Source organism: Kitasatospora sp. NPDC036993 (genome assembly GCF_055607525.1).
In genome coordinates this window covers 287,476-312,799 of sequence record NZ_JBVJRP010000008.1, presented here as the reverse complement: position 1 = coordinate 312,799, position 25,324 = coordinate 287,476, and the positions used below count along the sequence as shown (strand labels likewise).

The window sequence follows — 25,324 nt, the reverse complement described above, 5'->3', positions numbered from 1 at the left end:
CGACCAGATCCGAGCCGCCGGAGTTCCCGTCCAGGGAGGCAGAGCCTCAGCAATCCGCGAACTGGTCCTCCAAGCCCCCGCGCCCGTGATCGCCCGGGCCCTCGGCTACCACGACAGGACCACCACCCGTCTCGTCACCAGGGCCGGCGGAACCTGGAGCCGATACGTCCCAGGCGACCGCCTCCGGTCGCCATCCGGCTGGGCTCCCCACCAACTCACCGGCGGTTGAAGCTCAGATCACATCCTGGACCGGCTGCGGGTAACCGATCTCGGCGATGTCCTCGGCCAGGTCTGCGAGGGTGACCTCCGGGTTCAGCGATGACACGAGCTTCTGGCTCAGCGGTCGCAAGGCATATACATCGCGGACCGCTTCCAGGTCCGCAGGAACCTCGTAGTAGTCCTCGGCGAAGCGCTGGAATGCTTCCGGTGAGCGGTCTACCAGGAGCCCGAACAGGCCCGTCGTCCCGTCGGGGTCGGAACACCCGGCGGGGAAGTCGATCACGCCGTGCCGCCACCCATCATCCGTCGCCTCCCGCCAGAGGCAGGCCGTCACGACGGGGACGTCGTCCTCGTCGGTGAACGCCGGCTCCTCGACGAAGGGCTTGAAGACCTCCGGAACCTCGTCGATCACTCCCGGCCAGGGCTCGCCATCGTTGTCACAGGGACTCATCGGTGCTTCGTGGTCGAAGCCACGGATATAGGCGCCGGCCACCGAGAACACGATGGAGTACTCGTCCCCCGTCCCATTGCGCATCGACGCCATCTCCTCGCCGTCGGCCCAGGCGGCCTTGAAGGAGTGGTACCGGCCTTCCCAGTCCGGGCTCAAGATCGCATCGAGCATCGCCAGCGAGCGGCACAGGTTCCGCAGGTCAGCGATGGAAGGGAGCCGGTGAGCTATGTCATAGACAGTCACGTACTCATACAACCGGATGCCTCTGACACCCAGGATCTCTCCCCCCATGGCCGTCACGCTCAGTAGCAGGGCCGGAGTGAGGTGGGTCAACTCGCGACGGTTGAATACGCGAGCCCACCAGTACCGAGGCCGGCGGTGTGCTGGTGTTGCGGTGCGGGGTACGGCATGGGGGGCTTGTTCTAGGACGCCCGGACGGCGAAGTTTCCCAGGGCGCCCTCCAGGCGGTCGTAGGCCTGCACCGCCGAGGGGCGCACCGCGGCGGCGATCGCGGCGTGCTCCTCGCCGGCCAGGGTGCGGCGGAACACCTCGGCGAACACCGCCCGGTCGACGGCGGCGAGCAGTGCGGCGGCGACCCGGCACTCGAAGCCGACGGGTATCTCGCGCACCGCCTCGGCCAGCGCCTCGGCGAGTGCCGTCTCGCCCTGCTCGTGCAGCTCGCGGAGCCGGGCGGCCAGGGCGGGGCTGTCGAAGACGGTGCGGGCGAAGGCCGGTCCGGCGAAGCCGAGCCTGGCGTCGTGCCCGTCGATCCCGGCGAGGCAGTCGCGGCGCAGTGCGGCCAGTGCGGACTCGCCCGGCGCGCGCCCGGCGACCGTCCCGGCGAGCCGGTCGACGAGCTCCTCGTAGAGGTCGAAGAAGAGGTCCTCCTTGCGCGGGAAGTGGTTGGTGACGGTCATCTTGGCGACGCCCGCGGCGGCCGCGACCTCGGCGATGGTGGTCCGGTCGAAGCCCTGCTCGATGAAGAGCCTGGTCGCGGTGCGCGAGATCGCCTCACGGGTGCGGCGTTTGTTGAGCTCGCGCAGGTTCGGCGTCGGGGGCGGAGTCGGGTTCGCGGTGGTCCCGGTGTCGGTCATGGCAGGAGCGTAGCGCAGTTCGATGGGTCGGGCACAGTAATTATGCTTGACCCAATCTGTTGGTCCGTCCTAAGTTTCTCCGTGACCGCAGTTCCGTCACCCGATCACCCACCGCGGGAGGTATCCGTGTTCACCAGTCACTCCGGTGGCCTGCGCCTGCTCAGCGTGCACGCCCACCCCGACGACGAGTCCAGCAAGGGCGCGGCGACCCTTGCCCGGTACGCGGCCGAGGGCGTCGACGTCCTGGTCGCCACCTGTACCGGCGGCGAGCGCGGCTCGGTGCTCAACCCGGCCATGGACCGGCCCGAGGTCCGGGCCGACATCGCCCGGGTCCGGCGCGAGGAGATGGCGGCCGCCCGGGAGATCCTCGGTGTGCGCCAGCGGTTCCTCGGCTTCGTCGACTCCGGGATGCCAGGGCTGAACGAACCGCTCCCCGATGGCTGTTTCGCCGCCCGGCCGGTGGAGGCCGCGGCGGAGCCGCTGGTCGCGCTGATCCGGGAGTTCCGCCCGCAGGTGGTGGTGACCTACGACGAGACGGGCGGCTACCCCCACCCTGATCACGTGATGACCCACCGGGTCACCGTGGCGGCCTTCGAGGCCGCCGCGGACCCGGAGCGCCATCCGGGGCTGGGCGAGCCCTGGCAGGTGTCCAAGCTCTACTACCACCAGGCGCTGTCCCGGGCCTGGTTCCTGGCCCTGCACGAGGCCATGACGGAACGGGGTGTCCCTTCGGGGATGGGGGAGCTGCTCGCCGGCTGGCCCGACACCCCGCCCGCCCTGGCCACCACCACCCGGGTGGCCTGCGCCGAGCAGTTCGCCGTACGGGACGCGGCGATGCTGGCGCACGCCAGCCAGGTCCAGCCGGGCGTGGCCTTCATGGCCCACCCGCGGGACATCGAGCGCGAGGTCTGGCCGACCGAGGACTACCACCTGGCCCGGACCTCGGTGTCAGGGGCCGGTGGGCCGACCGACGCCGATGGGCCGACGGAGGCCGGTGGGGCCGAGACCGACCTGTTCGCCGGGCTCCGGGCGGAGGTGGGGGCGGGATGACCATCACGGCAGGCATCACGGCAGGGGTGGCGGCACGGGTTCTCGCCGTGCTGCTCGGCGCCGTCTCGGCTGCCGTCCGTTCAGCACTGGCCGTCGGCGAGTACGTAGTAGCCGGGGCCGGTCTGCTTCAGGGTGTGGGTGACGAAGGTGTTCCAGAGCCCCATGCTCTGGCCGGACCCGAGCGCGTAGGTCAGGCCGCCGCTCCGGGTGGCGCGGCCGGCCAGGACCTGGTCGTAGTTGCCGGCGGTGAAGCACTGGGGCGTACCGCCGCCCTGGGTGGTCGCCGTCACCGCGGCCGACCGGGAGCCGACGGCACCCGACGCGTCGACCGCCGCCACGGTGTAGCCGTAGGCGGTGCCGGCGGCGAGTCCGGTGTCGGTGAAGGCCGTGCCGGTCGGGCTGCCGACCTGGGCGCCGTCGCGGAGGACCTGGTACGAGGCCGCGCCGCTGACGGCCTGCCAACCGAGGCTGATCGAGCCCGGGGTGGTCGCGGTCGCGGTCAGTCCGGTCGGAGCCGGCAGCCCGGGATCGGTGGGGCCGGAGCCGCCGTCCAGTCCCCAGAACCGGGCGGTGTGGTAGCTGGAGCAGACGGTGTCGAGAAAGTAGGCGCCGGTCACCCCGCACTGGTCGGCTCCGGAGCCCGGGTGGACGGCCAGGCCGTGGCCCATCCCGCTGATCGTGAACACGGTCACGACCGGCTGTCCGGCCGCGTCGGTGTAGAACTCCTGCGTGGTGCCCCCGGGAAGACTCCGGGTGCCGGTCGGCTGACGCCCGATGCCCTGGACGTTCGTCCACTGGTCGCGCAGCTCGGTCGCGTTCACCGGCCTGACCACGGTGTCGGCACTGCCCTGCCAGATCGCGACCTTGGGCCACGGCCCGGTGTAACCCGGGTACGCGGACCGGACCTTGGCGCCCCACTGCGCCGGGGTGAGCCCCTGGTCGGAGTTCTGGCAGCTGGAGGCGGCGGCCTGGGTGGTGGCGCAGTGGGCGGGCAGGCCGGAGTCGATCGCCCCGCCGGCGAACACGTCGGGGTAGTCGGCCAGCAGGTCGGCGGCCATCCCGCCACCGGCGGAGAGCCCGGTGACGAACACCCGGCGGGCGTCCGAGCCGTACAGGGACTCGGCCTTGGTCACCATCTCGACCACCGACTCGGCCTCGCCGACGCCCCTGGAGGCCTTGTTCGTGTCGAACCAACTGAAGCAGGAGAGGCTGTTGTTGGCGCTGCTGGTCTGCGGGAACACCACCGCGAAGCCGTACTGGTCGGCGAACTTGGTCCAGCCGGAGTTGCGGTAGTAGTCGGTGGCGCTCTGGACGCAGCCGTGCAGTGCGACCACCAGGGGAGCGCCGCTGGGCAGTCCGGCGGGGGTGTACGTGTACATCGCGAGGTTGCCCGGATTGGTGCCGAACCCGGTGACCTGGCGGAAGCTCCCGGTCGTGGGGTCGGCGGCGACGGCGGCAACGTTCGTCGGTGTGGACGCGGACGCCGAGGTCGCCGTGGGGGAGGCGGCGGCCGAGCCGGGTGCGGCGGTGGCGGTGCCGACCGCGAGGGCGGCGGCCGTGAGCAGCGCCGCGACGGCGGGGCGCAGTGGCATGGGGACTCCTGGGTGGGGGAGGAGTGGGGGCCGTTCCCGTGCAGCGTGGCCCGCCCGGTGCCGCGCGGCCATGTGGTGGTCATCCGAGGTCCGCCGTCCCGGCATGGCGCGGGCCGCCATACGTCCTGAGCCGCCCTGCCGCCCCGCCCGGTGGCCTGACCGGTGGCCTGACCGGTCGTCGCACCGTGCACCGGATACGGGCGGGCCCCGGCCGCGGTGGCGACCGGGGCCCGCCCGGGGACTCCTGGGGTGGTTCAGAGGGCCGCGAGCACTCCGCAGAGGGCGATGAAGCCGCAGATCCCGAAGTTGACCAGCTTGTGCGACAGGAAGATCGCGGCGAACTCGCGGATGATGGCGCTCGGCCAGTAGTAACGGGCGGTGGGCGAGCCGAAGACGTGTCCGTTGACACCGGTCTCCCGGGCGAGCAGTGCGGCCCGGAAGGCGTGGAAGTTGTTGGTGACCACGACGCATCGGTAGCCCGGCTTGGTCTGTTCCATGATGGCCTTGCTGAAGAGGAGGTTCTCCTCGGTCGTGCGCGAGCGGTCCTCCCGCTCGATGTGCTCCGTCGGGAAGCCGCGTTCGACCAGGTAGTCGGCCATCGCGTGGGACTCCGGCAGCTTCTCGTCCGGCCCCTGGCCGCCCGAGGTGATCAGTACCGGCGGGTTGCCGCGTGCGGCCTGCCGCTCGTACACCTCGCGGCCCCGGTTCAGCCGGCTGGCCAGCAGCGGCGGAACGCGCTCGCCGCCGATGAGTCCGGAGCCGAGCACGACCACGAAGTCCACGTCCCGGCGCGGCCGGTGGCGGCCGTACAGGAAGGCGTAGCCGACGAAACAGGTGAACAGGAAGGAGACGTAGCCGACGACCAGGACCGCGGTGCCCGCCAGGGCGGCCAACTGCCTTGACTGGAAGGCGATGGCGGCGACCAGCAGTGCGATGACCCCGAGGATGCCCAGCCCGGCGAGCAGCGACAGCAGGTTGGCGGGCCGCCTGCCCTCCTTGCGGATCATGGTCAGGCCGTTGGCGAGCAGGAACCAGACCAGGGCCGCCGTGCCGACGGCGGGGAGGAGGACGATGACCGCCGCCACGATCATGACCACCATGCTGGGTGCCTTGCGGAGTTCGGCGAGCAGGGCGAGGGAGAGGAGGGAGACGGCGATGCCGAGCAGGACGGCGTTGCTGAACTGGCGGCGGTCGCGCAGTACCCCGACTCCGAACAACAGGAAGAACAGGGCGGCTGGGGCATAGGCGATCATGGGTCGTATGGTAGGCCTTCCTCGGTCTGGACCATTCGTACGAATGGAGCAGCCGCTCTCGGGGCCCGGCGCCGCTCAGGCGGCACTCCGACGGAACTCAGGCGAAGCGTTCGATCGCGGCCAGGACTGCGTCGCCCATCCGCGGGCTCCCGGTGTGCCCGGACTCGTCGATGACCGTCAGGCGGGCGTCCGGCCAGGCCTTGGCCAGCTGCCAGGCGGTGTGGACCGGTCCGCCGAGGTCCAGTCGGCCGTGGATCAGCTCACCGGGGATGCCGGCCAGCCGCCCGGCGTCGCGCAGCAGCTGACCGTCCGGCAGGAAGGCCCGGTGCGAGAAGTAGTGTGCGGTGATCCGGGTGAAGGTCATCAGCGCCTCGGAGGGGCGGTCGGTGTACGCGTTGGGCTTGCCCAGCGTCTCGTGCGAGATGACCGCGTCCTCCCAGGTGGCCCAGGCCTGGGCGGCGGCGTACCTGACCGAGTCGTCGGCGCTGTTGAGCAGCCGGCTGTAGGCGGCGAGCAGTTCGAAGGTGTCCCCGTCCCGGTCGGCGGCCGGGAGGAAGTCCCGGAACTCCTCCCAGGGCCCGGGCAGGAAGCGGCCCACGCCCCGGTAGAGCCAGTCGGTCTCCTCGGGCCGGGTCATGGTGACCCCGCAGATCACGATCTCGGAGACCCGTTCCGGGTGGGCCTGTGCGTACGCGAGGATCAGCGTGGATCCCCACGAGCCGCCGTACAGCAGCCACTTGTCGATGCCGAGGTGCTCGCGCAGCCGCTCCATGTCCGCGATCAGGTGCGCGGTCGTGTTGTGCTCCAGGCCGGTCGACGGGTCGGCGGCCGGCGGGCGGCTGAGCCCGCAGCCGCGCTGGTCGAACTGGACGAGGTGGTAGCGCGCCGGGTCGAAGTACCGCCGGGAGGCCGGGTTGTGGCCGGAGCCGGGCCCGCCGTGCACCACCACGGCCGGCTTGCCCGCCGGGTTGCCGGAGGCGTTCCAGTGGATCAGCTGCCCGTCGCCGACGTCCAACAGGCCCTGTGCGTAGGGTTCGTAGAGGGGGTACGGCTCGGGCATCGGTGACTCCTCCGTGGTCGTACGGGCAGGGCCCGGTGAGCCTACCCCGCGGCCGGGGCCGGGGGTTCGGCCCGCAGGCGGCAGCGGCCGGAGCCCTCCCGCGGGCCGGGCGGCCGGGGTCGGGCGGCCGGCGCCGGGGAGTCCGGTCAGCGCCGCTCGGGCGGCAGCAGGGCCGCGAGGCCGTCGAGGATCCGGTGCACGCCGAACTCGAAACGGGCGTCCATGTCCGGCTCGGTGAGGTCGTCGGCCAGGTCGACGAGGTTGGGGAAGGTCTCGACGGGCAGGGCGCGGAACAGGTCTCCGGCGGCGTCGGCGATGTCCCGGCGGCTGGTGCCGAGCACCTCGGAGGCCGAGATCGGCGACTGCTCCTGGAGCACGAAGCCCTGGACGAAGGCGCCCAGCAGGTAGCTGGCCATGGCGGCGTCGGCATCGGAGAAGCCGGCCGCGCGGAGCCGGTCCAGCTGATCCTCCATCAGCCCGAGCAGGTTGGGCCCGGGGGCGAGGCGGCCGGCGACGACCTTGGCGGCGTCCCGGTTGTCGAGCAGCAGTCGGCGGTAGCGCAGGCAGTACGCGTGGAACTGCTCGCGCCAGCCGCCCTCGCGCGGCGGGGGCTCGGCGGAGCCCATCACCGCGTCGGTGAGCAGGTCGAGCAGCTCCTGCTTGTTGCGGACGTGCCAGTACAGCGAGGCCGCCTTGACGCCGACCTCGGCGGCGACCTTGCGCATGGACAGTCCGGCGAGGCCGTCCCGTTCCAGTACCCGCAGTGCGGCCTGGGCGAGGGCCTCCCTGGTCAGGGCGGGTGTCGCGTCGTCGTTCCCGGGCGTGCCGGTGTGGTTCTGCGGCATGGCTGTGCGGACGCCTCCGGCGGTGTGGGGGGATTCCCGCTTGGTTTCCGCTTGCAATCTAACACCGTTAGGTGCACTCTGGCTGCCGCACGGCCCCTAACGGTGTTAGGGGCTCACGACCGGGAGGGAAACCATGGGCGAATCGAACGCCCGCCGCCGACGGCTCGCGCTGCTCACGCTCTGCATCGCCATGTTCATGTCCATGCTGGACAACGTCATCGTCAACAACGCCCTCCCCCGCATCGGCCAGGAGCTGGACGCCGGAATCAGCGGCCTGCAATGGGTCGCCGAGGGCTACAGCCTGGTCTACGCCGCCTTCGTGCTGACCGGCGGCGCGCTCGGCGACCGGTACGGCCGCACCCGGGTGTTCCGCCTCGGGCTCGCCCTGTTCACGGTCGGCTCCACGGTGGCCGCGCTCGCCGGGACGATCGGCGTGCTGGTCGGTGCCCGGATGCTCCAGGGCGTCGGTGCGGCGCTGCTCACTCCGGGCAGCCTCGCCCTGCTGCGGCACGTCTTCACCGACGAGGGCGAGCGGGCCAAGGCCATCGCCACCTGGTCCGGGGTCTCCGCGCTCGGCCTCTCGATCGGCCCCGTGGTCGGCGGTCCGATGGTCGAACACCTCGGCTGGGCCAGCGTGTTCTGGATCAACGTGCCGATCGGTGCCGCCGGACTGCTGCTCGCGTTCCGGGTGCTCCCGGACATCCCGCCGCGCGCCCGCCGGATCGACCTCGGCGGCCTCGCCCTGTCCGCCCCCGGACTGGGCCTGCTGGTCTACGCGCTGGTCGAAGGCCCGTCCCGGGGCTGGACCGACCCCCGGGTGCTCGGCTGCGGCGCCGCGGCCGGCGTGCTGCTGCTCGCCTTCGTGATGCTCGAACTGCGCCTGGCCGAGCCGATGCTGGAGCTTCGGCTGTTTCGCGACGGGATGCTGGGCGGCGCACTGCTCAGCGGGTTCATGGTCAGCTTCGGGATGTTCGGCGCGCTGTTCTTCCTGCCGCTGATGATGCAGGGCACCCTCGGCTGGTCCCCGGCCGCCGCGGGCTACGCCGGACTGCCGATGACCGCGATGCTGGTGGTCGCCGCGCCGCTCTCCGGCCGGCTGACCGCCCGCCACGGTCCCAGGCTGCCGCTGGTGCTCGGCCTCCTCCTCTGCGCTGCCGGCCTCGGCGGGCTGTCGCTGTACGGCGACCACGCCCGCTACCCCGAGTACCTCTGGACGCTGTTCGCGATGGGCCTCGGCATGGGGCTGACGTTCACGCCGGTGTCGATCGGGGTGATGCAGCGGGTCTCCCCGACCCGGACCGGGATGGCCTCGGCGGCCGTCAACACCCTGCGCGAACTCGGAGGTGTGCTCGGGATCGCCGTACTGGGCGCCGTCCTGACCGGCCGGCTGACCGACTCCCTGACAGCCGCCCTGCACCGGCTCGGCGTACCGCCGGACGCGGTCGGCCCGATCGCGGACGCGCCCACCGGGGCGGCGCACGGTGGCGCGGCCACGGCACTCCCGGGACCGCTCCAGGCGGCGGTGGACGGCGCCTTCGTCGACGGCATCCACCTCGCGGTGCGCTGCGGGGCGGTCGCGCTCGCGGGCACCGCCGGCCTGGTCGCCGTCCTGCTCGGCCGGGCCCGTCCGGTCGCCCCGTCGGAGGTCGCACGCCCGGTCGCCCCGCAGCAGGCCGTCCGTCGGTGACCGGCGGAGCCGGCCGGGGCCCGCTCCGCCTGACCGACCGTTCGACCGATCACCGGACCGATCGCCAGGCCGGTCATCGGACTGACCATCGGGCCGGCCGTCGGATCGGCCGTCGGGCCGTCGCCGCACCGGTGGCCCGTGCCGCACGCTCACCGGTGGCTCGTCAGTGGATGCCCTCGACCGCCGCCTGCGCCGCACGGGCCAGTTCGCGCCGGGCACCGGCCCGGGTGGGCTGCGGGGCCGGCGGCGGGATCGGCGGCAGGAAGGTCACGTCGGCGACCAGCCCGCGCGCCGCGACCACCCTGGCGAGCGAGGTGAGCAGCCCGTCGTCCCCGATGAAGGCGGGGACGCTGGTCGGCCGCCCGTCCGCCAGCCGGTAGCGGATGGTCACCGGCTGGACGTCGGCTTCCGCCTCCACCGCGGCCTGGAACAGTGCGGGCCGGAAGCGGCCGCTCTCCCGCCCGCACCAGGTCGACCCCTCCGGAAAGACGATCACCGGGTACCCGGCGCGCAGCACCCGGGCCACCGCCGCCACCGTGTCCGGCAGCGTCCGCAGCCGGTCGCGGTCCAGGAAGACGGTGCCGCCCCAGGCGACCAGCGGGCCGAGTACCGGCCACTGCCGGACCTCGGTCTTGGCCAGCGACCGGCCGGGACGGCCGACGGCGAGCAGCGGTATGTCCAGCCAGGACACGTGGTTGGCCACCACGAGCACCCCGCGGCCGCCCGCCCGGCCGTCCGCACCGTCGCCCGCCCGGCCGTCCATGCCGTCGCCCGCCCGGCCGTCCATGCCGTCGCCGGGAGGCCCGGCGAGGTGGACGGTCACCCCGAGGGTGTGCAGCAGTACCCGCGCCCAGAGCCGGATCAGCCCGTTCCTGGAGCGGTACGGGAACAGCCGGACCGGAAGGCTGAGCGCCAGGCCGGCCAGCACCACCACCAGGCAGGCCGTCAGCCGCAGCGCCCGCCGGGGGTGGGAGACCTCCGGCGCGGCCTCGGCCAGGCAGACCTCGGGCCGGCAGGTCGCCGTGGGCAGCCAGACACTCATGACGAGGCGCCCGTGGCGGGTACGCCGGACAGGAAGTGCCGCAGGTAGCGCGGGTCGGTGCGCTCCAGCGACAGCAGCACGTACAGGTCGGCGCAGTCGAAGTCCGGGTCGTGGGCGGGTTCGCCGCAGACCCAGGCGCCCAGTCGCAGGTAGCCGCGGAGCAGGGCCGGCAGCGCGCCCCGCTCGGCGCGCGGCACCCCGGTGGCGTCCCAGCGGTTGCGCGGGGTGACCCGGAACTCCGCCGGCGCGAGGTGCTTGGCGCTGACGGAGTCCCAGACCCGCGCCGCGGTCGCGCCGCCGTCCTCCAGCCCGATCGAGCAGCAGCCGCCGACCCAGGTGTTGCCGGTGTCGGCGAGGTAGCGCGCGATGCCGCCCCACATCAGGTTGATGACGGCGCCGTTGCCGCGGTGGTCCGGGTGGATGCAGGAGCGTCCGAGCTCGACCAGGCCGGGGCGGACCGGGGCCAGCGCGGAGAGGTCGAACTCGCCGTCGGAGTACAGCCGGCCGGCCCGGCGGGCGGCCTCGGGCCGCAGCAGCCGGTAGGTGCCGATCACGGCGCCGTGCTCGCCCTCGCGGACCAGCAGGTGGTCGCAGTACTCGTCGAAGGGGTCGACGTCCAGGCCGGCGACCGGGCTGTGCAGTACGGCGCCCATCTCGGCGCCGAAGACCTGGTGGCGCAGCCGCTGGGCGGCACGCACGTCGTCCTCGTCGCGGGCGAGGGAGACGGTGTAGGCGGCCGGGGCGACGGGCCGGGGGCGAGGCGCGGGGACCGCCGGGATGTCGTGGGTGGGGGCGACTGCGGACGGAGCGTACGTGGGGACGGTGGTCATGGCGGACCCTCCAGGGCAGCACGATCGGCGGTGCCGTGGATCACCAGGGCACCGTCCCGGTTCGCAGGCGGTTGGGAATGGACGCGAACCGGTCCCCGTATGTCTCTCCGAGTCGGTTGGCATTCATGTTGCGGCCCGGGGGAGCGCAGATGTGCACCTGTTGAATGGGACCACCCGTGGTCCGTCGGTCATCTGCCGGGCATCAGGCGCTCGTGTGCCGGGGGTGGACAAGACGCATCGAGGGGGCGTACGGGCTGCGCCGCACGCCCCCGGGCCGTCACGGTCGGGGCGGCCCACTCATGGGAGCGGCCCACTCATGGGGATGACCGACTCATGGGGATGACCGACTCATGGGGATGACCGACTCGTCGGGACGCGCGGCTCAGAAGGCCCGCCAGCCCTCCGGGTCGACCCCGCCGGGGACGGCGCCGGCCGGGCCGTACGGCTCACGGGTGTAGACGAAGGAGCCGACGTCGAGGTGGCTGACCGTGCCGTCGGGGTGGCGGACCACTCGCAGGGTCTCGCCCTCGTAGTAGTTCTCCGTACCGGTCCAGGTGCCGTCCGGCTCGGGACGGAAGCGCGAGCCCCGGCCCGCACCGGTGAGCGGGGTGAACTCCAGGACCCGTCCGGGCCGCAGCCGCAGGGCGGTCGGCGCGGCGCCCCAGTACCAGGGGCCGGTGAGCTCCAGCAGCTCCGGGTCCGCCTCGGCCGCCGGGCGCCACGGTTCGGGCAGCCGGGGCTCGTGCTCGGCGGTGAGCGCGATCAACTGGGCGGCCAGCGTCGCGGCGCTGGCGCCGCTGGTGACGTTGGAGAGCGCGTACGCGGCCAGGCCGTCGGCCTCGCTGATCCACAGGCCCGCCGTGAAGCCGGGCATCGAGCCGGTGTGCCCGTACAGCAACCGGCCCTCGTGGCGGCGCAGTTGCAGACCGAGTCCGTAGCCGGTGGTCCACTCGGCGTCGTCCGGGGCGACGGCCGGGCGGCGCATCTCGGCGATGGTGTCGGCGGACAGCACCTTGTCGTCGCCGGCCGCCAGGAAGGCCGCCCAGCTGGCCAGGTCGGCGACGGTGGACCAGAGTTGGCCGGCCGGGCCCATCAGACCGGTGTCGGTGAGCGGCTCGGGCAGCAGCACGTCGGCCCACGGGTGGACGGCGAAGCCCCCGGCGTGCGGGTGCTCGGGCAGCAGCGTGGTGCGGTCCATGCCGAGCGGGGCCAGCACCTCGCGGCGCAGCACCTCGCCCCAGGGCTCGCCGCGCAGCTTCGCCACCAGCGCGCCGAGCAGCGCGTAGCCGGGGTTGGAGTAGTGGTGCACCCGCCCGGCCGGATGCACCGGCGGCTGCCCGGCCTCCAGGAGGTCGTCGAGGGCGGGCCGCAGGGTGCCCTCGGTCCGCTCCCACCAAGGCGCCGGGGTCTCGGCGGCCAGACCGGCGGAGTGCGAGAGCAGTTGGGCGACGGTCGCGTCGTCGGCCGGGGTGCCGGGCAGGTGGCGGGAGAGCGGGTCGGCGAGGTCCAGCAAGCCCTCGTCGCGCAGCCGCAGCACCAGCACCGCGACGAAGGTCTTGGTGAGCGAACCGATCCGGTACTGGACGTCCGGGGTCGGCGCGTGCCCGTCGACCATGCTGCGGGCGCCGCTCCACACCGGCTGGCCGTCGCGCAGCACCCCGGCGGCCATCGAGGGCGTGCGGCCCTCGGCCTGGGCGACGGCGAGCCGGTGCAGCAGGGCTCGGCGGGTGGCGGGCAGCAGCTCGTTGGGAAGGTCGGTCATGTGGGCTTGCGGACTCGTCGACATGTCTACGGACAGTAGCCCAGCCCGGCCCCGGGCCCGAGTGAATAACCGGGCCCCGGAATCGACCCGACACCCGGCCCCGGAGCCGACCCGACACCCGGCTCCGGGGCCGACCGGACACCCGGGTCCGGGCGGGGCGGAACGCTCAGCCCGCCAGCGGCGGCAGCTCCGGCCGCTCCAGCCACGCCTCGAAGAGCGGGCCGAGCGGGGTCGTGGCGTACCGGGCGGCGTGCGCGCGCAGGTCGGCGGTGGCGACCACCCCGTGCCGGTTGGCGCTCGTCCAGTCCCGCAGCATCGCGAAGAACGCGTCGTCACCGAGCGCCCGCCGCAGCGCGTGCACCACGAGCCCGCCACGCTGGTACAGCCGGTCGTCGAACATCAGCTTCCGGCCCGGGTCGCCGAGCCGCAGGTCCTGCGGCAGCCCGGCCAGCAGCCGGTGCGCGGCGGCGGCGTGCACGGCGGCGCCCGGGCCGCCGGAGTGCTCGGACCAGAGCCACTCCGCGTACTTGGCGAAGCCCTCGTTGAGCCAGATGTGCCGCCAGTCGGCGATCGTGACGCTGTTGCCGAACCACTGGTGGGCCAGCTCGTGCGCGATCAGCCGCTCGCGCTCCCAGCCGCCGCCGAGGTGGTTGGTGCCGAAGGTGGCGACGCCCTGCGCCTCCACCGGGACGTCCAGCTCCTCGTCCGCGACCACCACCGCGTACTCGCCGAACGGGTAGGGGCCGAAGACCTCGCCGAAGTACGCCGCCATCTCCGGCTGCCGGGCGAAGTCCCGGGCGAACGCGGCGGCCAGCGGCTCCGGCACGTACCCGGTCTGCGGCACGGCCGGGCGCACCGCCAGCGGCACCGGCCGGTAGTGCCCGATCGACACCGTCACCAGGTACGTCGGGGTCGGCGCGCTCTGCTCGTACACCCAGGTGGTGCTGGACGCCCTGGTGGTGCGGGTCAGCAGCCGGCCGCTCGCGACCACGGTGAACGGGGACGGCGTGGTGACCGCCAGCTGGTAGGTCGCCTTGTCGGCGGGCCGGTCGTTGCACGGGAACCAGGACGGCGCGCCGACCGGCTGGCTCGCCACCAGCGCGCCCTCGGTCAGCTCCTCCCAGCCCAGACCGCCCCACGGGCTGCGCACCGGGCGCGGGTTGCCGGTGTAGTGCACCTCGACGGTGAACGCCGCGCCCGGCGCCAGCGCCCTGGCCGGGCGGATCCGCAGCTTGCCGCCGCGGTGGGTGTAGCGGGCGGCCCGGCCGTCGACCAGCACCCGCCCGATCCGGAACTCGGCCAGGTCGAGCGCGAACTCCGCCAGCGCCGCGTCCGCCACCGCGCTCAGCCGGGCCGAGCCGGCCAGCCGGTTGGGCCCGGGCCGGTAGTCCAGCGCCAGCTCGTAGCGGTGGACCCGGTAGCGGTGGTCGCCGCTGTCCGGGAAGTACGGGTCAGGGGCGCCGGCGGTCACGGGGGCGTGCTTGGACTTCACGGGGACGTGCACTTCCTGCGGGCCGGGACGGGGGGTCGGGGAGGTGGTCACGACGTGGTCTGCCACGCCTCGATCGGGTTGCCCAGCCACCGCGTGTCGTCGGGGACGGACTCGGCGCGCATCACCAGCGAGGCCGGGCCCAGCGTGCTGCGCGCGCCCACCGTGCTGCCGGGCAGCACGATGCCGCCCGGGCCCAGGGTGGCGCCCTCGCGGAGGACCACAGTATCCATCCGCATGATCCGGTCGTGGAAGAGGTGCGTCTGCACCACACAGCCCCGGTTGATGGTGACCCCGTCGCCGAGGGTGACCAGGTCGGCCTCCGGCAGCCAGTAGCTCTCGCACCAGACCCCGTGCCCGACGTGCGCGCCGAGCGAGCGCAGCCACAGGTTCAGCACCGGGGTGCCGGGCACCGCGCCGACCAGCCACGGCACCGCCAGCATCTCCACGAAGGTGTCCGCCAGCTCGTTGCGCCACACGAAGCCGCTCCACAGCGGGTGCTCCACCGCCCGGAACCGGCCGACCAGCAGCCACTTCGCCGCCACCGAGACCAGGCAGGCCACGGCGCCGGCCGCCAGCAGCACCAGGCCGGACAGCAGGGCGGCGGTCAGCGGTGAACCGGCCGCCAGCCAGGACATCGCCGCCACGGTCAGCAGGCCCAGCGCCGCCGAGGCCAGCACCGGCACCAGCCGGCCCACCTCGACCAGCCCGCGCGCCCACAGCAGCCGGGCCGGCGGCTCGTAGGTCAGGCTCTGGTCGGCCTGGTCCGCCGAACGCGGCAGCCGCATCGGCGGCATGCCCAGGTACGAGCCGCCCTTCTTCGCCTTCGCCGGCGTCGCCGACAGCACACCCACCAGGCCGCGCTTGGGTACCGAGCGGCCCGGCGCGGTCATCCCCGAGTTCCCCAGGAACGCCCGCTCGCCGACCTTCGCCTCACCGAGCCGCACCCAGCCGCCGCCCAGCTCGTACGGGGCCATCAGGGTGTCGTCGGCCAGGAACGCGCCGTCGCCGACCGTGGTCAGGCTGGGCAGCGCCAGCACCGTGGACACCTCCGCGCCCCGGCCGACCCGCATCCCGAGGGCGCGCAGCCACAGCGGCGTGACCAGTCCGGCGTAGAGCGGGAACAGCACCTCGCGGGCCCGGTCCATCAGCTGGGTGACGGTCCACGCCTGCCAGCCCACCCGGCCGTGCAGCGGGTGGGTGCCGGGCACCAGGCCGACGCTCAGCAGCCGCACCAGCACCACCAGCTGCGCCGCGTACACCGCACCGAACGCCAGCGTCGCCGGCAGCAGACCGAGCAGCGCGCCGCCGAGCGCCGGGCCGAGGGCTGCGCCCTGGTCGACGAACCGGGACAGCACGGCGAGCGCGGCGAGCGCGGGCGGCACCGGGAGCAGGCCGAGGATGCCGCCGCTGGCGCCGTACAGCGCGGCCCAGCGGGCCTGGCGCTCCGGGCGCTCCTTGGGCCAGACGCGCTCGGCACGGCCCAGCTTGACGGCGGGGGCGCCGCCCCAGCGCTGGCCGGTCGGCACCTGGCCGACGACGCTGGAGCCGGCCGCCACCTGGGCGCGCTTGCCGACCCGGGCGCCGGGCAGCAGCGTCGAGCGGGTGCCGACCACGGCACCGGAGCCGATCTTGACCTGGCCGATCAGCAGCCGGTCGCCGTCCAGCCAGTAGCCGCACAGGTCCACCTCGGCCTCGACCGCGCAGCCGCGGCCCAGCTTCAGCATCCCGGTGACCGGCGGCAGCGAGTGCAGGTCCACGTCGGGCGCGACCTTGGCGCCCAGCGCCCGGGCGTAGCGCACCAGCCAGGCGCCGGACAGCGAGTCCGCGCCGCTCAGCTCGGCGAGCCGCTCGGCGGTCCACAGCCGCAGGTGGACGGAGCCGCCGCGCGGGTGGCTGCCCGGGCGCAGGCCGCGCAGCAGCAGCCGGGCGCCGCCGGCCGCGATCGCCAGCCGGCCCGCCGGGGTGTACAGGGCGAGCGCGCCCGCGGCGACCCACCACCAGGACGCGGTGGGCGCCCACGGGTAGTCGCCGAGGTGGGTGAGCAGGTTCCCGGCGGCCAGCAGGGCGACCGTCCAGCGCAGGCCGACCACGGTGAACAGCGGGATCAGCAGGAGCAGCTGGAGCAGCTTGGCCCTGGTCGGCACCAGGGCGATCGTCCTGGCCTCGGTGCTCTCGCCGGCGCCGCGCTCCAGGTGCCGGGCGAGCTTGCGCAGCGTCGGGTGCTGGTAGATGTCCAGCACGGCCGCGCTCGGGTAGCGGGTGCGCAGCAGGGTGGTCAGCCGCGCGGCGGCGAGGCTGCCGCCGCCGACCGCGAAGAAGTCGTCGCGCGGGCCGCTGACCCGGACGCCGAGGATCTCCGCCCACTGCTCGGCCAGCCACGCCTCGGTGCCGTACAGCTGCTCGCTCGGGCCCGCGGTCTCCAGCTCGGGCAGCGGCCAGGGCAGCGCGTTGCGGTCGACCTTGCCCGAGGTCCTGGTGGGCAGGGTCTCGACGGTCGCCAGCAGCGGGACGAGGGCGGCGGGCAGCTCGGCGCGCAGCCGCTCGACGGCCTGCTCGCGGTCGAAGCCGTCCTGGACCACCAGGTAGCCGACCAGCAGCTGGTTGCCGCCGCGGGCGGTCCGCACGGCGGCCGCCGCGCCCGCCACACCGGGCAGCGCCTGGAGGGCCGCGTCGACCTCGCCGAGTTCGATCCGGCGGCCGCCCAGCTTGATCTGCTCGTCGGTGCGGCCGAGGAACAGCAGGCCGGCCGCGTCCGCCTGGACCAGGTCGCCGCTGCGGTAGGCGCGCTCCCAGCCCATCGAGGGCAGCGGCGCGTACTTCTCGGCGTCCTTCTCCGGGTCGAGGTAGCGGGCCAGGCCCACTCCGCCGATCACCAGCTGGCCGGTGCCGCCGGGGGCGACCGGCTCGCCGGCCTCGTCCACCACGACGAGGTCCCAGCCGTCCAGCGGCAGGCCGATCCGCACCGGGCCCTCGCCGGTCAGCAGGGCCGCGCAGGCGACCACGGTGGCCTCGGTGGGGCCGTAGGTGTTCCACACCTCGCGGCCCTCGGTGACCAGGCGCTGCACCAGCTCGGGCGGGCAGGCCTCGCCGCCGAAGATCAGCAGCCGCACCTCGTTGAGCGCCTCGGCCGGCCACAGCGCGGCCAGGGTCGGGACGGTGGAGACCACGGTGATCTCCTGCTCGGCCAGCCACGGGCCGAGGTCGGCCCCGCTGCGCACCTGGGAGCGCGGGACCGGCACCAGGCAGGCGCCGTGCCGCCAGGCCAGCCACATCTCCTCGCAGGAGGCGTCGAACGCCACCGAGAGGCCGGCCATCACCCGGTCACCGGGGCCGATCGGCTCCTCCTGGAGGAAGAGCGCGGCCTCGGCGTCCACGAAGGCGGCGGCGTTGTGGTGGGTGACGGCCACGCCCTTGGGCTTGCCGGTCGACCCGGAGGTGAAGATGATCCAGGCGTCGTCGGCCGGGGTGGGGCGGCGCTCCAGGGCGGGCGCGCGCTCCGCGGCGGCCGTCAGGCCGCGCTCGGCGCCGAGCACGGCGGCGACGGCGGCCTCGCCGAAGACCAGTTCGGCGCGCTCGTCGGGGTCCTCGGCGTCGACCGGGACATAGGCGGCGCCGGCGGCGAGCACGGCGAGGATCGAGACGTACAGGTCGTTGGTGCCGGAGGGCACGCGCACGCCGACCCGGTCGCCGGGGCCGATGCCCGCGGCGGACAGGCGGCGGCGCAGCTGCTCGACCTCGGCGGCCAGCGCGCGGTAGCTGAGCACGGTGTGGCCGTCGTCCAGGGCGGGCTCGTCGGGGTGGGCGGCCACGGTGGCGTCCAGCACGTCGACCAGGGTGCGCGGGGCGGCGGCCGGGCGGCCGGGGAACACGGCGCGGGCCGGGCCCGGCCGGGCGGGCTCGGGCCGGGCGGGCTCTGCCGGGATGGGCTCGGGCCGGGCGGCCTTCGCCAGCTCGACCTGCGCGGGCTCCTGCGCGGGCTCCCGCGGGGGCGTGGCCGGTGGCGGTGCGGCGGCCGGATGTGGCGTGGCGTACTGCTCCGGGTGGCTCGGTTCAGCTGTCATGGCAGCCGTGCGCTCCTCGTCCTCGCCCCGTTCCGACCGATGCCCGGCCCCTGGGGCGGTGGGAACACCGCCTGATCGGGTGACCCCACTCCGGGGCCGGAGCGGACAACCCGACCGATGGTAGCCCCGCAGTGGCGGCCCGGAAGGAGCGGAAGCACCGCCCAACTGGCGCCGGAACGGCCGAATCTGACGTCACGTCAGGCAATAACTGGGGCCGGTTGCCATGGATGTGACGGGGCATCAGTCGAATTGACGGACCGTCAGGTCGAATTTCCGACCGTGATCCACACCACATGAATACTGCTCCCTCCGGGTGGCGAGTCGGGCCTTCCCCGGTGTTCGCGGGGATTCCCGGGCCGGTCCGGCCGGTCCCGGCCCGGCCCGCCACGGCGTCCGGCGGTCAGCCGAACAGGTGCAGGTGCTCGCCGAGGAACGCCTCCAGCGTACGTGGAGCGCGCCCGGTGAGGCGGTGGAAGGTGTCGTCCGGCGCCTCCTCGCGGACCACCGCGAGCTGCTGGATCTCCACCACGTGGGCGGCCAGCCAGTGCGGCATCCCGGCCCGGCCGACCAGGTGGGCGTGCAGCTCGGACGGGCTCAGGTCGAGGTAGCGGACCGGCCGGCCGAGCAGCTCGCCCAGCAGGGCGGTGAGCTCCGGGTGGCTGTAGGCCCGCCCGCCGGTGAGCGGATAGGTGCCACCGGCCGGCCCGGGGCGGGTGAGGACCTCGGCCGCGGCGTCCCCGATGTCCCGGGCGTCCACGTAGTTGCAGCGGGCCTGCCCCATCGCGCCGTGCATCACCCCGGCGGCGATGCCGGGCGCCAGGAGCAGCAGCTTCTGCATGAAGGCGTACGGTCGCAGGACGGTGGTGGTGACGCCGGAGGACCGCAGGCGCTGCTCGATCAGGTGGTGGCCGCGGGAGACGGCGACGTGGGAGTCGGGCTCGGCGGCGGGCGCGGAGATCTTGACGATGTGCTCCACGCCGCAGTCGAGGGCCGCCTCGATCGCGTTCAGCTCGTACTGGACCTGGTGCGGGCCGTTGGCCATGGTCAGGAGGAGTTGCCGCGCGCCTCGGAAGGCCTCGCGGAGGGAGGCCGGGTCGGCGGCGTCGGCCGCGTGGGGCGTGGTGCCGGCGAGGGTGCGCTCGTCGAGGGTGGCGGCCAGTCGGGCGGGGTCGCGGCCGAGGGCGCGGCTGGGCACGCCGAGGGCGGTGAGGCTGCGCAGGGTGGCGCCGCCGGTGGCGCCGGTCGCGCCCATGATGACGATCATGAGGTCTGCCTTTCGGGCTGGGGTGTGGTGGGGAGTCGGTGCTGAGCCGCGGGGGCCGGGCGGCTGCCGCGCCAGCGCCAGGTGGTGATAGTGGCGGCGATCGCGGAGGAGAGCGCCAGGTCGAGCGGCAGCCGGGGAGGCCACGGGCTGTCGGCGAGGGCCGGGATCTGCGGCAGCCAGCGGGCGGCGGCGAGTCCGGCGGCCAGGCCCAGTGCGGCGGCGGCCAGGCCGAGCACGGCGGCCGCGAGGGCGCGCGGGGTCCGGACGGGTCGGGTCCGGGGCGGGCGGCGGCGCAGGCTGGCGCCGAGCGCGGCGGCCACCAGGGCGGAGGTGCCGCCGATGGTGGTGAGTGCCGCGGTCACCAGGTGCGGCTGCCGGGTGATCGCTCCGCCGAGGCCCGCCGTCACGGCCGGCATGGCGTAGGCGACCAGCACCTCGCGCCACAGGACGAACGGCGGGGGTGCGCCGGGGGCCTTCTTGCTCATGGGGTTCTCTCCTGCGGTATCTGATTAGGTACCTAAGTATTTGTGCTTAGGTACCTAACTATTAGAGTGAAAGGGAGGCGGGCTGCTCGGGCAGCCCGCCTGGGTGCGGATCAGTCCTCGGTGAGCGCGTCCATGCCCGCGACCACCCGGGCCAGCAGGTCCAGGAAGGTGGCGCGCTCCTCGGTGGAGAGCCCTCCGACCAGTGCCTGCATCCGGGTGAAGTGCTCGGGTGCCAGTTCGCGCAGCTTGTCGGCGCCGCGGGCGGTGAGCAGCACCACGTTGCCGCGGCCGTCCTCGGTCGACGGCCGGCGGGCCACCAGGCCCTCCCGCTCCAGGCCGTCGACCAGGCCGGTCACGGTCGCCCGGGAGACGCCGAGGCTCGCCGCGAGCTGGGAGGGCGACTTCTCGCCGCCGTGGTCCTCCAGATCCGCCAGCAGCCGGTACCGGCCGGTGGAGAGGCCGAAGCGGCCGAAGTGCACCTCGCCGGCCTGGCCGATCCGGGCGCCCGCCGCCATCAGCCGGGCCGCGACCAGGATCGCCTGCGGGTCGGCCGTGAGGCCGTAGCGGGCGATCTGGCGGCGGGCCTGGTCGAGGCTGGGGGCGACGGGACCGGTCTCGGGGGGCTGGGTCACGAGAAGTAATATGGCGCCTAATCAGATCCCCGGTCAAGTCGGTTCGCCGAGCCGGTTCGCCACGCGGGTTCGTGAGGCCGGTTCGTCAGGCTGGTTCGTCGTTCCTGGTTCGTCGTTCCTGGTTCGTCGCGCGCAGGGGCGTCCGGCCCGCTCGTCATGCCGGGTCGGGGGCACCTGTCCGCGCGGCCCGGGGAGCGATCCGGGGCGGTGTCCAGTCGGCGTGCCGCAGGACGGTCCGGACCATCGCGCCGGGCGGGGTGAGCCGGATCGCGGCGTTGCGCAGGCCGACCGCCAGCGGGTGGGCGAGCTGCTGGCCCATCCGGCCGGCCCTGCGTGCGTCGCGGGCCACGGTCTGGCTGCGCGGGCGGCGGACCGCGTCGTAGCGGGCGAGCGCACCCTCGACCGTCCGCGCCTCGGCGAGCGTCGCCGCCAGTGTCACCGCGTCCTCCAGGGCCTGGCAGGCGCCCTGGCCGAGGTGGGGCGTCATGGCGTGCGCCGCGTCGCCGAGCAGTGCGATCCGGCCGGAGACGTAGGACGGCAGCGGGGTGGCCAGCTCGTTGACGTCGTGGTGCAGCACCGCCCCCGGCCGGGTCGCGGCCAGCAGCGAGGGGATCGGCTCGTGCCAGCGCGCGAAGCGGCGGCGGACCTCGGCCAGCGGGTCCCGGTAGCGGACCCCGGCCGGGGCGTTCAGGACCGCGTGCCACTAGGCGGTGCCGTCCGGGAAGGCGATGTGGCCGAACTCGGTGCCGTGGCCCCAGGTGAGCTCGAAGTCGGCCTCCAGTCCGTCGACCGGGTGCGCGGTGATCGCCCGCAGCACCGTCGAGCCGCTGTAGGCCGGCCCGGGGTGGGCGGGGAAGAGCCGGCGCCGGATGCGGCTGTTGATCCCGTCGGCGGCCACCAGGAGATCGGCCTCCAGGCGGCCGGGCTCCGGATGGCCGGGCTCCAGGCGGCCGGCCTTCAAAGGCGCGGCCTCCGGACGGTCGGCCGCCGGATGGCCGGTCTCCCGGGCGGCGGCTTCGTAGCCGACGCCGACCCTGAAGGGTCGGCTGGTGTCCACCTCCGTCGCCTCGGCGCCGATGACGAGGGACTCGGCCGGCAGTGCCTCGCGCAGGACACGGTGCAGGGCCGCGCGGGGGATGCCGACGATCGGGGCGCCCAGCTCGCGCTCCAGTGCCGCCCCGTCCATCGCGGCGAGCCGGCGGCCGTCGGGCGTGCTGGTCCCGCCGGTGTACTGGCGGCGCGTGGCCCTCTCGACCGCCTCGCCGACCCCCAGGGCGGCGAGTGCCCGCATCCCGTTGGCGGCCAGCGAGATGGCGGCGCCGGCATCGTCCAGGGTGGCCGCCCGTTCGATCACGGTCACGTTCCACCCCGCCAGCCGGAGCCCGATCGCGGCCGCCAGCCCGCCGATCCCGCCACCGACCACCACCGCGCTGTTGCTGCTCATGCCCGGCCCCCTTCCGTCTCGCGGCACTGCTTTCTACAGCTGTAGAAGGAGCGTACTACGGGCCTCCGGGCGACGGGCGGGGGTGGGTGAGCGGGCGCGCCGACGGCTGAACGGCAAGGGCAGTCGCTGCCGGGCCGGTCCGCCACGAGGGGGTGCACAGGGGGAGCGGCGGTGCGGGTAGAAAGGGGGGATGCGGCGAAACGAGGACCAGAAGCGGGACGAGGCGGGCTGTCCGGACCGGCGGACGGTGCTGGCGGACGCCGCGATCGGGGTGCTGGCGGACCTGGGCGTGCGAGGGCTGACGCACCGGGCGGTCGACGCGGCGGCCGGGCTGCCGGTCGGAACCACCTCGGCCTACCTGCGGACCAGGCAGGCGCTGCTCACCGCGCTGGTGCGGCGGCTGGTGGAGCTGGACCAGGGCGAGCTGCACGCCATGGGGGAGCGGATGCCGGTCCGCTCGGCTACGGAACTGGTGCACGGCATCGGTGAGTTGGTGCGCCGACGGCTGGCCGGGGACGGGCGGCGGCGCTCGCTCGCCCGGTACGCCTGCGCGGTGGAGAGCGTGCGCGATCCCGAGCTGCGCGAGATCCTCGTCCCGCGGGACAACGCGGGCCGCGCCGCGGTCCGGGCGTTCCTCGCCGAGCAGGGCGTGCCGGACCCCGACCGGCGGACGGCCACCCTGCTGGCCTGCGTCGACGGCCTGGTCTTTGATCACCTGGTGAGTGGCGGCGAGCCGGGGGCGGACGAGATCGAGGGGCTGGTGGCGGCCGCCCTGCGGGGAGCGTCGGCGAGTCAGGAGCCGTACGGGCCGCGGTGAGCGGGCGTTCGAGGGTGTTCCGCTCCCGGTAGGGGCGCGCCGCCGGCCTCCACCTCCGGCAGACCGTCAGGGACTCGTCCTCCCTGGCGCCGCGACTGGGACGCTCCGGACCCCCGCGATGCCGATGATCGCCGAGTGCTCCTCCCAGGTCCGTCAATGGGCGACCGCCGTCCTCGAAGCCGACCCCGCCATCCAGCGCACGCAGTACATGCCCGGCGTCGGGCACCACATGGGGAACGGCCTCGACGACAACGACGACCGGGCCGCAGTCGTGATCACCGCATTCCTCCGGGACGCGCCCGCGCCCCTGCCGAACTCCCCGACCCGCGAAGAGATCCCGGCCTTCGCGCGCGATCACAGGTGACGGTTCTCCGAAGGACCGGCCACCACCTCGGAGCGGCCCGGTCGGCCCGGTCGGCCCGGCCGAACCGGATGGCCGGCGGCCGATTGACGGCTTCGAGTGACAGGGCATCAGGTCAATGAACCGTCAAGTCGGTTCATTCACAGAATGTTCCGCGCTGTTCCCGAACATCGGGCGAAGGATTTCCGCTGCTCCCAGGTCTTCACACGGAGATCTCCGGCTGACAGGCTGGGGCCGCCATTTCAGTACGGAGGAGGTTCCTTGTCCCGCATATCCACGTTGGCCGGAGCGGTCACCTGCGCTCTCGCACTTGTCACCGGTACCGCCGTCGCCGCGTCGGCGGCGCCCTTCGACCAGGCCCCCGGTCTGGCCGAGGCGAAGGTCGCACCCGTCGCCTGGACGCCGTGCAACCCCGACCCGAGCAAGCCGGACCCCGGCATCTACGACTGCGCCGTCTACCCCGTGCCGCTGGACTACGACAACCCGTCGGGCGAGACGGTCGGCATCGCCATGATGCGGCGGCGCGCGAGCGACCCGTCGAAGCGGATCGGCTCGCTGTTCCTCAACCCCGGCGGGCCTGGCGGCAGCGGCTACCTGTGGGCGACGACGTCCCGCTTCGGCGCCGAGGTGCAGTCCAAGTTCGACCTGGTCGGCTTCGACCCGCGCGGCGTGGCCCGGAGCAACCCGCTCAAGTGCTTCAAGACCCAGGAAGACGCGGACGCCGTCAACAACCGCATGGTCGGCGTGCCGGTCACCAAGGCCGAGATCAACGAGACGCTGGACGCGGACCAGGACTACACCGACGCGTGCAGCAAGAACGCCGGCCCGCTGATCGAGCACATGTCGACCATCAACGTGGTGCGCGACCTCGACCGGATGCGCCGCGCCGTCGGCGACTCCCAGCTCACCTTCGCCGGGTTCTCCTACGGCACCCTGATCGGTTCGACGTACGCCAACATGTACCCGAACAAGGTCCGCGCGATCATCGTCGACGGCAACGTCGATCCCAACCTGCGCCTGCACAACGGCATGGAGTACGACCGCCAGCGGGCGGGCGGCTTCGAGCTGGCCCTGGACGAGTTCCTGAAGCGCTGCCAGGCAGCCGGCGCCCCGCGCTGCGCCTTCGGAGAGGGTGACACCCGGGCCAAGTTCGACCAGCTCCGCGACCACCTGCGGACCAGCCCGATCACGCTGCCGAACGGCTCCCAGGTGACCCTGAGCACCTTCACCGGCGAGGTGGCCAGCGCCCTGTACTCGCAGGCCAAGCTGGCTCCGCTGGCCAAGTCGCTCCAGGCGGCCTACCAGGTGCTCCAGAAGCCGAACGCGGCCGCCCTGCTGGCCCCGCAGGCGAACGTCTCCGACGAGGACGCCAACCTGCTCTCGGTGAACGTCCCGCGGGCGGCGCTGCGGGAGGCCCCGGTCGACTCCGAGTACACCGCGGACGACTCGTACATGGCCGTCAACTGCCAGGACAAGCCGTACCCGTCCAACGACCGGGTGTTCGCGAACGCCGCCAAGACCTGGGAGAAGGAGTCGCCGACCTTCGGCCGCTACCAGGCCTTCGACGCGCCCGCCTGCGCGAGCTGGCCGGCCCCGGCCAGGGACGCCGAGCGCTTCTCCGGCCCGTGGAACAAGAAGACCTCCAACACCGTGATGGTGATCGGCAACCTCTACGACCCGGCCACCCAGTACAAGTTCGCCCAGCGGATGCAGGAGCAGCTGAGCAACGCCGTGCTGGTCAGCGTCGACTCGATCGAGCACTGCGCCGTCGGCCGCAGCAAGGCGCTGAACGATCTGGTCACCCGCTACCTGGTGGACGGCACCGCGCCGAAGCCCGGCCAGCTGCTGAAGCCGGACGCGGAGATCTTCCCGGCGGTCTGACG

Annotated in this window: 19 protein-coding genes and 1 pseudogene; 5 read left to right on the top strand and 15 right to left on the bottom strand. The window is 73.9% G+C overall.

What is annotated here, in order from left to right:
- Positions 1–232: 232 nt before the first annotated feature.
- A complete protein-coding gene (locus ACZ7C5_RS19515) occupies positions 233–961 on the bottom strand; it encodes a hypothetical protein (RefSeq protein ID WP_470323119.1) in 729 nt (242 codons plus the stop codon).
- A 131-nt stretch (positions 962–1,092) separates the two neighbouring features.
- Positions 1,093–1,764 carry a TetR/AcrR family transcriptional regulator gene (locus ACZ7C5_RS19510; protein WP_470323082.1) on the bottom strand — a complete coding sequence of 224 codons (672 nt, stop codon included), beginning with the start codon at positions 1,762–1,764 and terminating at the stop codon, positions 1,093–1,095.
- Positions 1,765–1,890: 126 nt separating this feature from the next.
- Here ACZ7C5_RS19510 and mca point away from each other — a divergent pair, with 126 nt between their 5' ends.
- Positions 1,891–2,814, top strand: coding sequence for a mycothiol conjugate amidase Mca (gene mca, locus ACZ7C5_RS19505; protein WP_470323081.1), 924 nt, complete (start codon positions 1,891–1,893; stop codon positions 2,812–2,814).
- An 80-nt stretch (positions 2,815–2,894) separates the two neighbouring features.
- On the opposite strand, the gene ACZ7C5_RS19500 is transcribed toward mca, so the two are convergent.
- From ACZ7C5_RS19500 to ACZ7C5_RS19485, 4 genes are all read right to left on the bottom strand, one after another.
- Entirely contained in the window at positions 2,895–4,406 is a 1,512-nt protein-coding gene (locus tag ACZ7C5_RS19500) for an extracellular catalytic domain type 1 short-chain-length polyhydroxyalkanoate depolymerase (RefSeq protein ID WP_470323080.1), read from the bottom strand.
- Between the two features lie 254 nt (positions 4,407–4,660).
- On the bottom strand, positions 4,661–5,659 hold the full coding sequence (locus tag ACZ7C5_RS19495) for a YdcF family protein (protein ID WP_401086547.1): 999 nt from the start codon (positions 5,657–5,659) through the stop codon (positions 4,661–4,663).
- A 97-nt stretch (positions 5,660–5,756) separates the two neighbouring features.
- Positions 5,757–6,719, bottom strand: a complete 963-nt coding sequence (gene pip / locus ACZ7C5_RS19490; RefSeq protein WP_470323079.1) for a prolyl aminopeptidase — start codon at positions 6,717–6,719, stop codon at positions 5,757–5,759.
- 146 nt (positions 6,720–6,865) lie between these two features.
- Positions 6,866–7,564: a TetR/AcrR family transcriptional regulator gene (locus ACZ7C5_RS19485; protein ID WP_401086541.1), complete on the bottom strand. Its 699-nt coding sequence runs from the start codon at positions 7,562–7,564 to the stop codon at positions 6,866–6,868.
- Between the two features lie 133 nt (positions 7,565–7,697).
- Between ACZ7C5_RS19485 and ACZ7C5_RS19480 the strand changes: the two genes are divergently transcribed.
- Complete coding sequence (locus ACZ7C5_RS19480; protein WP_401086538.1) at positions 7,698–9,251, top strand: MFS transporter; 1,554 nt, start codon at positions 7,698–7,700, stop codon at positions 9,249–9,251.
- 163 nt (positions 9,252–9,414) lie between these two features.
- On the opposite strand, the gene ACZ7C5_RS19475 is transcribed toward ACZ7C5_RS19480, so the two are convergent.
- The 9 genes and pseudogenes from ACZ7C5_RS19475 to ACZ7C5_RS19435 all read right to left on the bottom strand — a co-directional run bounded on the left by ACZ7C5_RS19475 (position 9,415) and on the right by ACZ7C5_RS19435 (position 22,263).
- The gene (locus ACZ7C5_RS19475) at positions 9,415–10,293 is read right to left on the bottom strand and encodes a lysophospholipid acyltransferase family protein (RefSeq protein WP_470323078.1); all 879 of its coding nucleotides are present in this window, start codon (positions 10,291–10,293) and stop codon (positions 9,415–9,417) included.
- Complete coding sequence (locus ACZ7C5_RS19470) at positions 10,290–11,123, bottom strand: GNAT family N-acetyltransferase (RefSeq protein WP_401086533.1); 834 nt, start codon at positions 11,121–11,123, stop codon at positions 10,290–10,292. The genes ACZ7C5_RS19475 and ACZ7C5_RS19470 overlap by 4 nt, the downstream gene beginning before the upstream one ends.
- A 382-nt stretch (positions 11,124–11,505) precedes the next feature.
- Positions 11,506–12,885: a serine hydrolase domain-containing protein gene (locus ACZ7C5_RS19465; RefSeq protein ID WP_470323077.1), complete on the bottom strand. Its 1,380-nt coding sequence runs from the start codon at positions 12,883–12,885 to the stop codon at positions 11,506–11,508.
- A gap of 166 nt (positions 12,886–13,051) precedes the next feature.
- Entirely contained in the window at positions 13,052–14,377 is a 1,326-nt protein-coding gene (locus tag ACZ7C5_RS19460; protein WP_401086530.1) for a M1 family metallopeptidase, read from the bottom strand.
- Positions 14,378–14,424: 47 nt separating this feature from the next.
- The gene (locus ACZ7C5_RS19455; protein WP_470323076.1) at positions 14,425–18,438 is read right to left on the bottom strand and encodes a Pls/PosA family non-ribosomal peptide synthetase; all 4,014 of its coding nucleotides are present in this window, start codon (positions 18,436–18,438) and stop codon (positions 14,425–14,427) included.
- Between the two features lie 400 nt (positions 18,439–18,838).
- Entirely contained in the window at positions 18,839–19,702 is an 864-nt protein-coding gene (locus tag ACZ7C5_RS19450; RefSeq protein ID WP_470323075.1) for an NmrA family NAD(P)-binding protein, read from the bottom strand.
- Positions 19,699–20,187 carry a hypothetical protein gene (locus ACZ7C5_RS19445; RefSeq protein WP_470323074.1) on the bottom strand — a complete coding sequence of 163 codons (489 nt, stop codon included), beginning with the start codon at positions 20,185–20,187 and terminating at the stop codon, positions 19,699–19,701. Before ACZ7C5_RS19445 ends, ACZ7C5_RS19450 begins: the two co-directional genes overlap by 4 nt.
- A 110-nt stretch (positions 20,188–20,297) precedes the next feature.
- Positions 20,298–20,819, bottom strand: a complete 522-nt coding sequence (locus ACZ7C5_RS19440; RefSeq protein WP_470323073.1) for a MarR family winged helix-turn-helix transcriptional regulator — start codon at positions 20,817–20,819, stop codon at positions 20,298–20,300.
- A 154-nt stretch (positions 20,820–20,973) separates the two neighbouring features.
- Positions 20,974–22,263: pseudogene (locus ACZ7C5_RS19435) on the bottom strand (FAD-dependent monooxygenase).
- Between the two features lie 190 nt (positions 22,264–22,453).
- Here ACZ7C5_RS19435 and ACZ7C5_RS19430 point away from each other — a divergent pair.
- The 3 genes from ACZ7C5_RS19430 (at position 22,454) to ACZ7C5_RS19420 (ending at position 25,322) form a co-directional block, all read left to right on the top strand.
- Positions 22,454–23,080, top strand: coding sequence for a TetR/AcrR family transcriptional regulator (locus ACZ7C5_RS19430; RefSeq protein WP_470323072.1), 627 nt, complete (start codon positions 22,454–22,456; stop codon positions 23,078–23,080).
- Between the two features lie 118 nt (positions 23,081–23,198).
- On the top strand, positions 23,199–23,444 hold the full coding sequence (locus tag ACZ7C5_RS19425) for a hypothetical protein (RefSeq protein WP_470323071.1): 246 nt from the start codon (positions 23,199–23,201) through the stop codon (positions 23,442–23,444).
- Positions 23,445–23,702: 258 nt separating this feature from the next.
- Entirely contained in the window at positions 23,703–25,322 is a 1,620-nt protein-coding gene (locus ACZ7C5_RS19420) for an alpha/beta hydrolase (RefSeq protein WP_470323070.1), read from the top strand.
- Positions 25,323–25,324 lie beyond the last annotated feature (2 nt).

Coding starts and splice junctions, on each gene's coding strand:
- ACZ7C5_RS19425 (WP_470323071.1), top strand. CDS start 23,199: ATGCCGATGATCGCCGAGTGCTCCTCCCAGGTCCGTCAATGGGCGACC.
- ACZ7C5_RS19495 (WP_401086547.1), bottom strand. CDS start 5,659: ATGATCGCCTATGCCCCAGCCGCCCTGTTCTTCCTGTTGTTCGGAGTC.
- ACZ7C5_RS19510 (WP_470323082.1), bottom strand. CDS start 1,764: ATGACCGACACCGGGACCACCGCGAACCCGACTCCGCCCCCGACGCCG.
- ACZ7C5_RS19515 (WP_470323119.1), bottom strand. CDS start 961: ATGGGGGGAGAGATCCTGGGTGTCAGAGGCATCCGGTTGTATGAGTAC.
- ACZ7C5_RS19445 (WP_470323074.1), bottom strand. CDS start 20,187: ATGAGCAAGAAGGCCCCCGGCGCACCCCCGCCGTTCGTCCTGTGGCGC.
- ACZ7C5_RS19465 (WP_470323077.1), bottom strand. CDS start 12,885: ATGACCGACCTTCCCAACGAGCTGCTGCCCGCCACCCGCCGAGCCCTG.
- ACZ7C5_RS19480 (WP_401086538.1), top strand. CDS start 7,698: ATGGGCGAATCGAACGCCCGCCGCCGACGGCTCGCGCTGCTCACGCTC.
- ACZ7C5_RS19500 (WP_470323080.1), bottom strand. CDS start 4,406: ATGCCACTGCGCCCCGCCGTCGCGGCGCTGCTCACGGCCGCCGCCCTC.
- ACZ7C5_RS19450 (WP_470323075.1), bottom strand. CDS start 19,702: ATGATCGTCATCATGGGCGCGACCGGCGCCACCGGCGGCGCCACCCTG.
- ACZ7C5_RS19475 (WP_470323078.1), bottom strand. CDS start 10,293: ATGAGTGTCTGGCTGCCCACGGCGACCTGCCGGCCCGAGGTCTGCCTG.
- ACZ7C5_RS19430 (WP_470323072.1), top strand. CDS start 22,454: ATGCGGCGAAACGAGGACCAGAAGCGGGACGAGGCGGGCTGTCCGGAC.
- ACZ7C5_RS19455 (WP_470323076.1), bottom strand. CDS start 18,438: ATGACAGCTGAACCGAGCCACCCGGAGCAGTACGCCACGCCACATCCG.
- ACZ7C5_RS19470 (WP_401086533.1), bottom strand. CDS start 11,123: ATGACCACCGTCCCCACGTACGCTCCGTCCGCAGTCGCCCCCACCCAC.
- pip (WP_470323079.1), bottom strand. CDS start 6,719: ATGCCCGAGCCGTACCCCCTCTACGAACCCTACGCACAGGGCCTGTTG.
- ACZ7C5_RS19485 (WP_401086541.1), bottom strand. CDS start 7,564: ATGCCGCAGAACCACACCGGCACGCCCGGGAACGACGACGCGACACCC.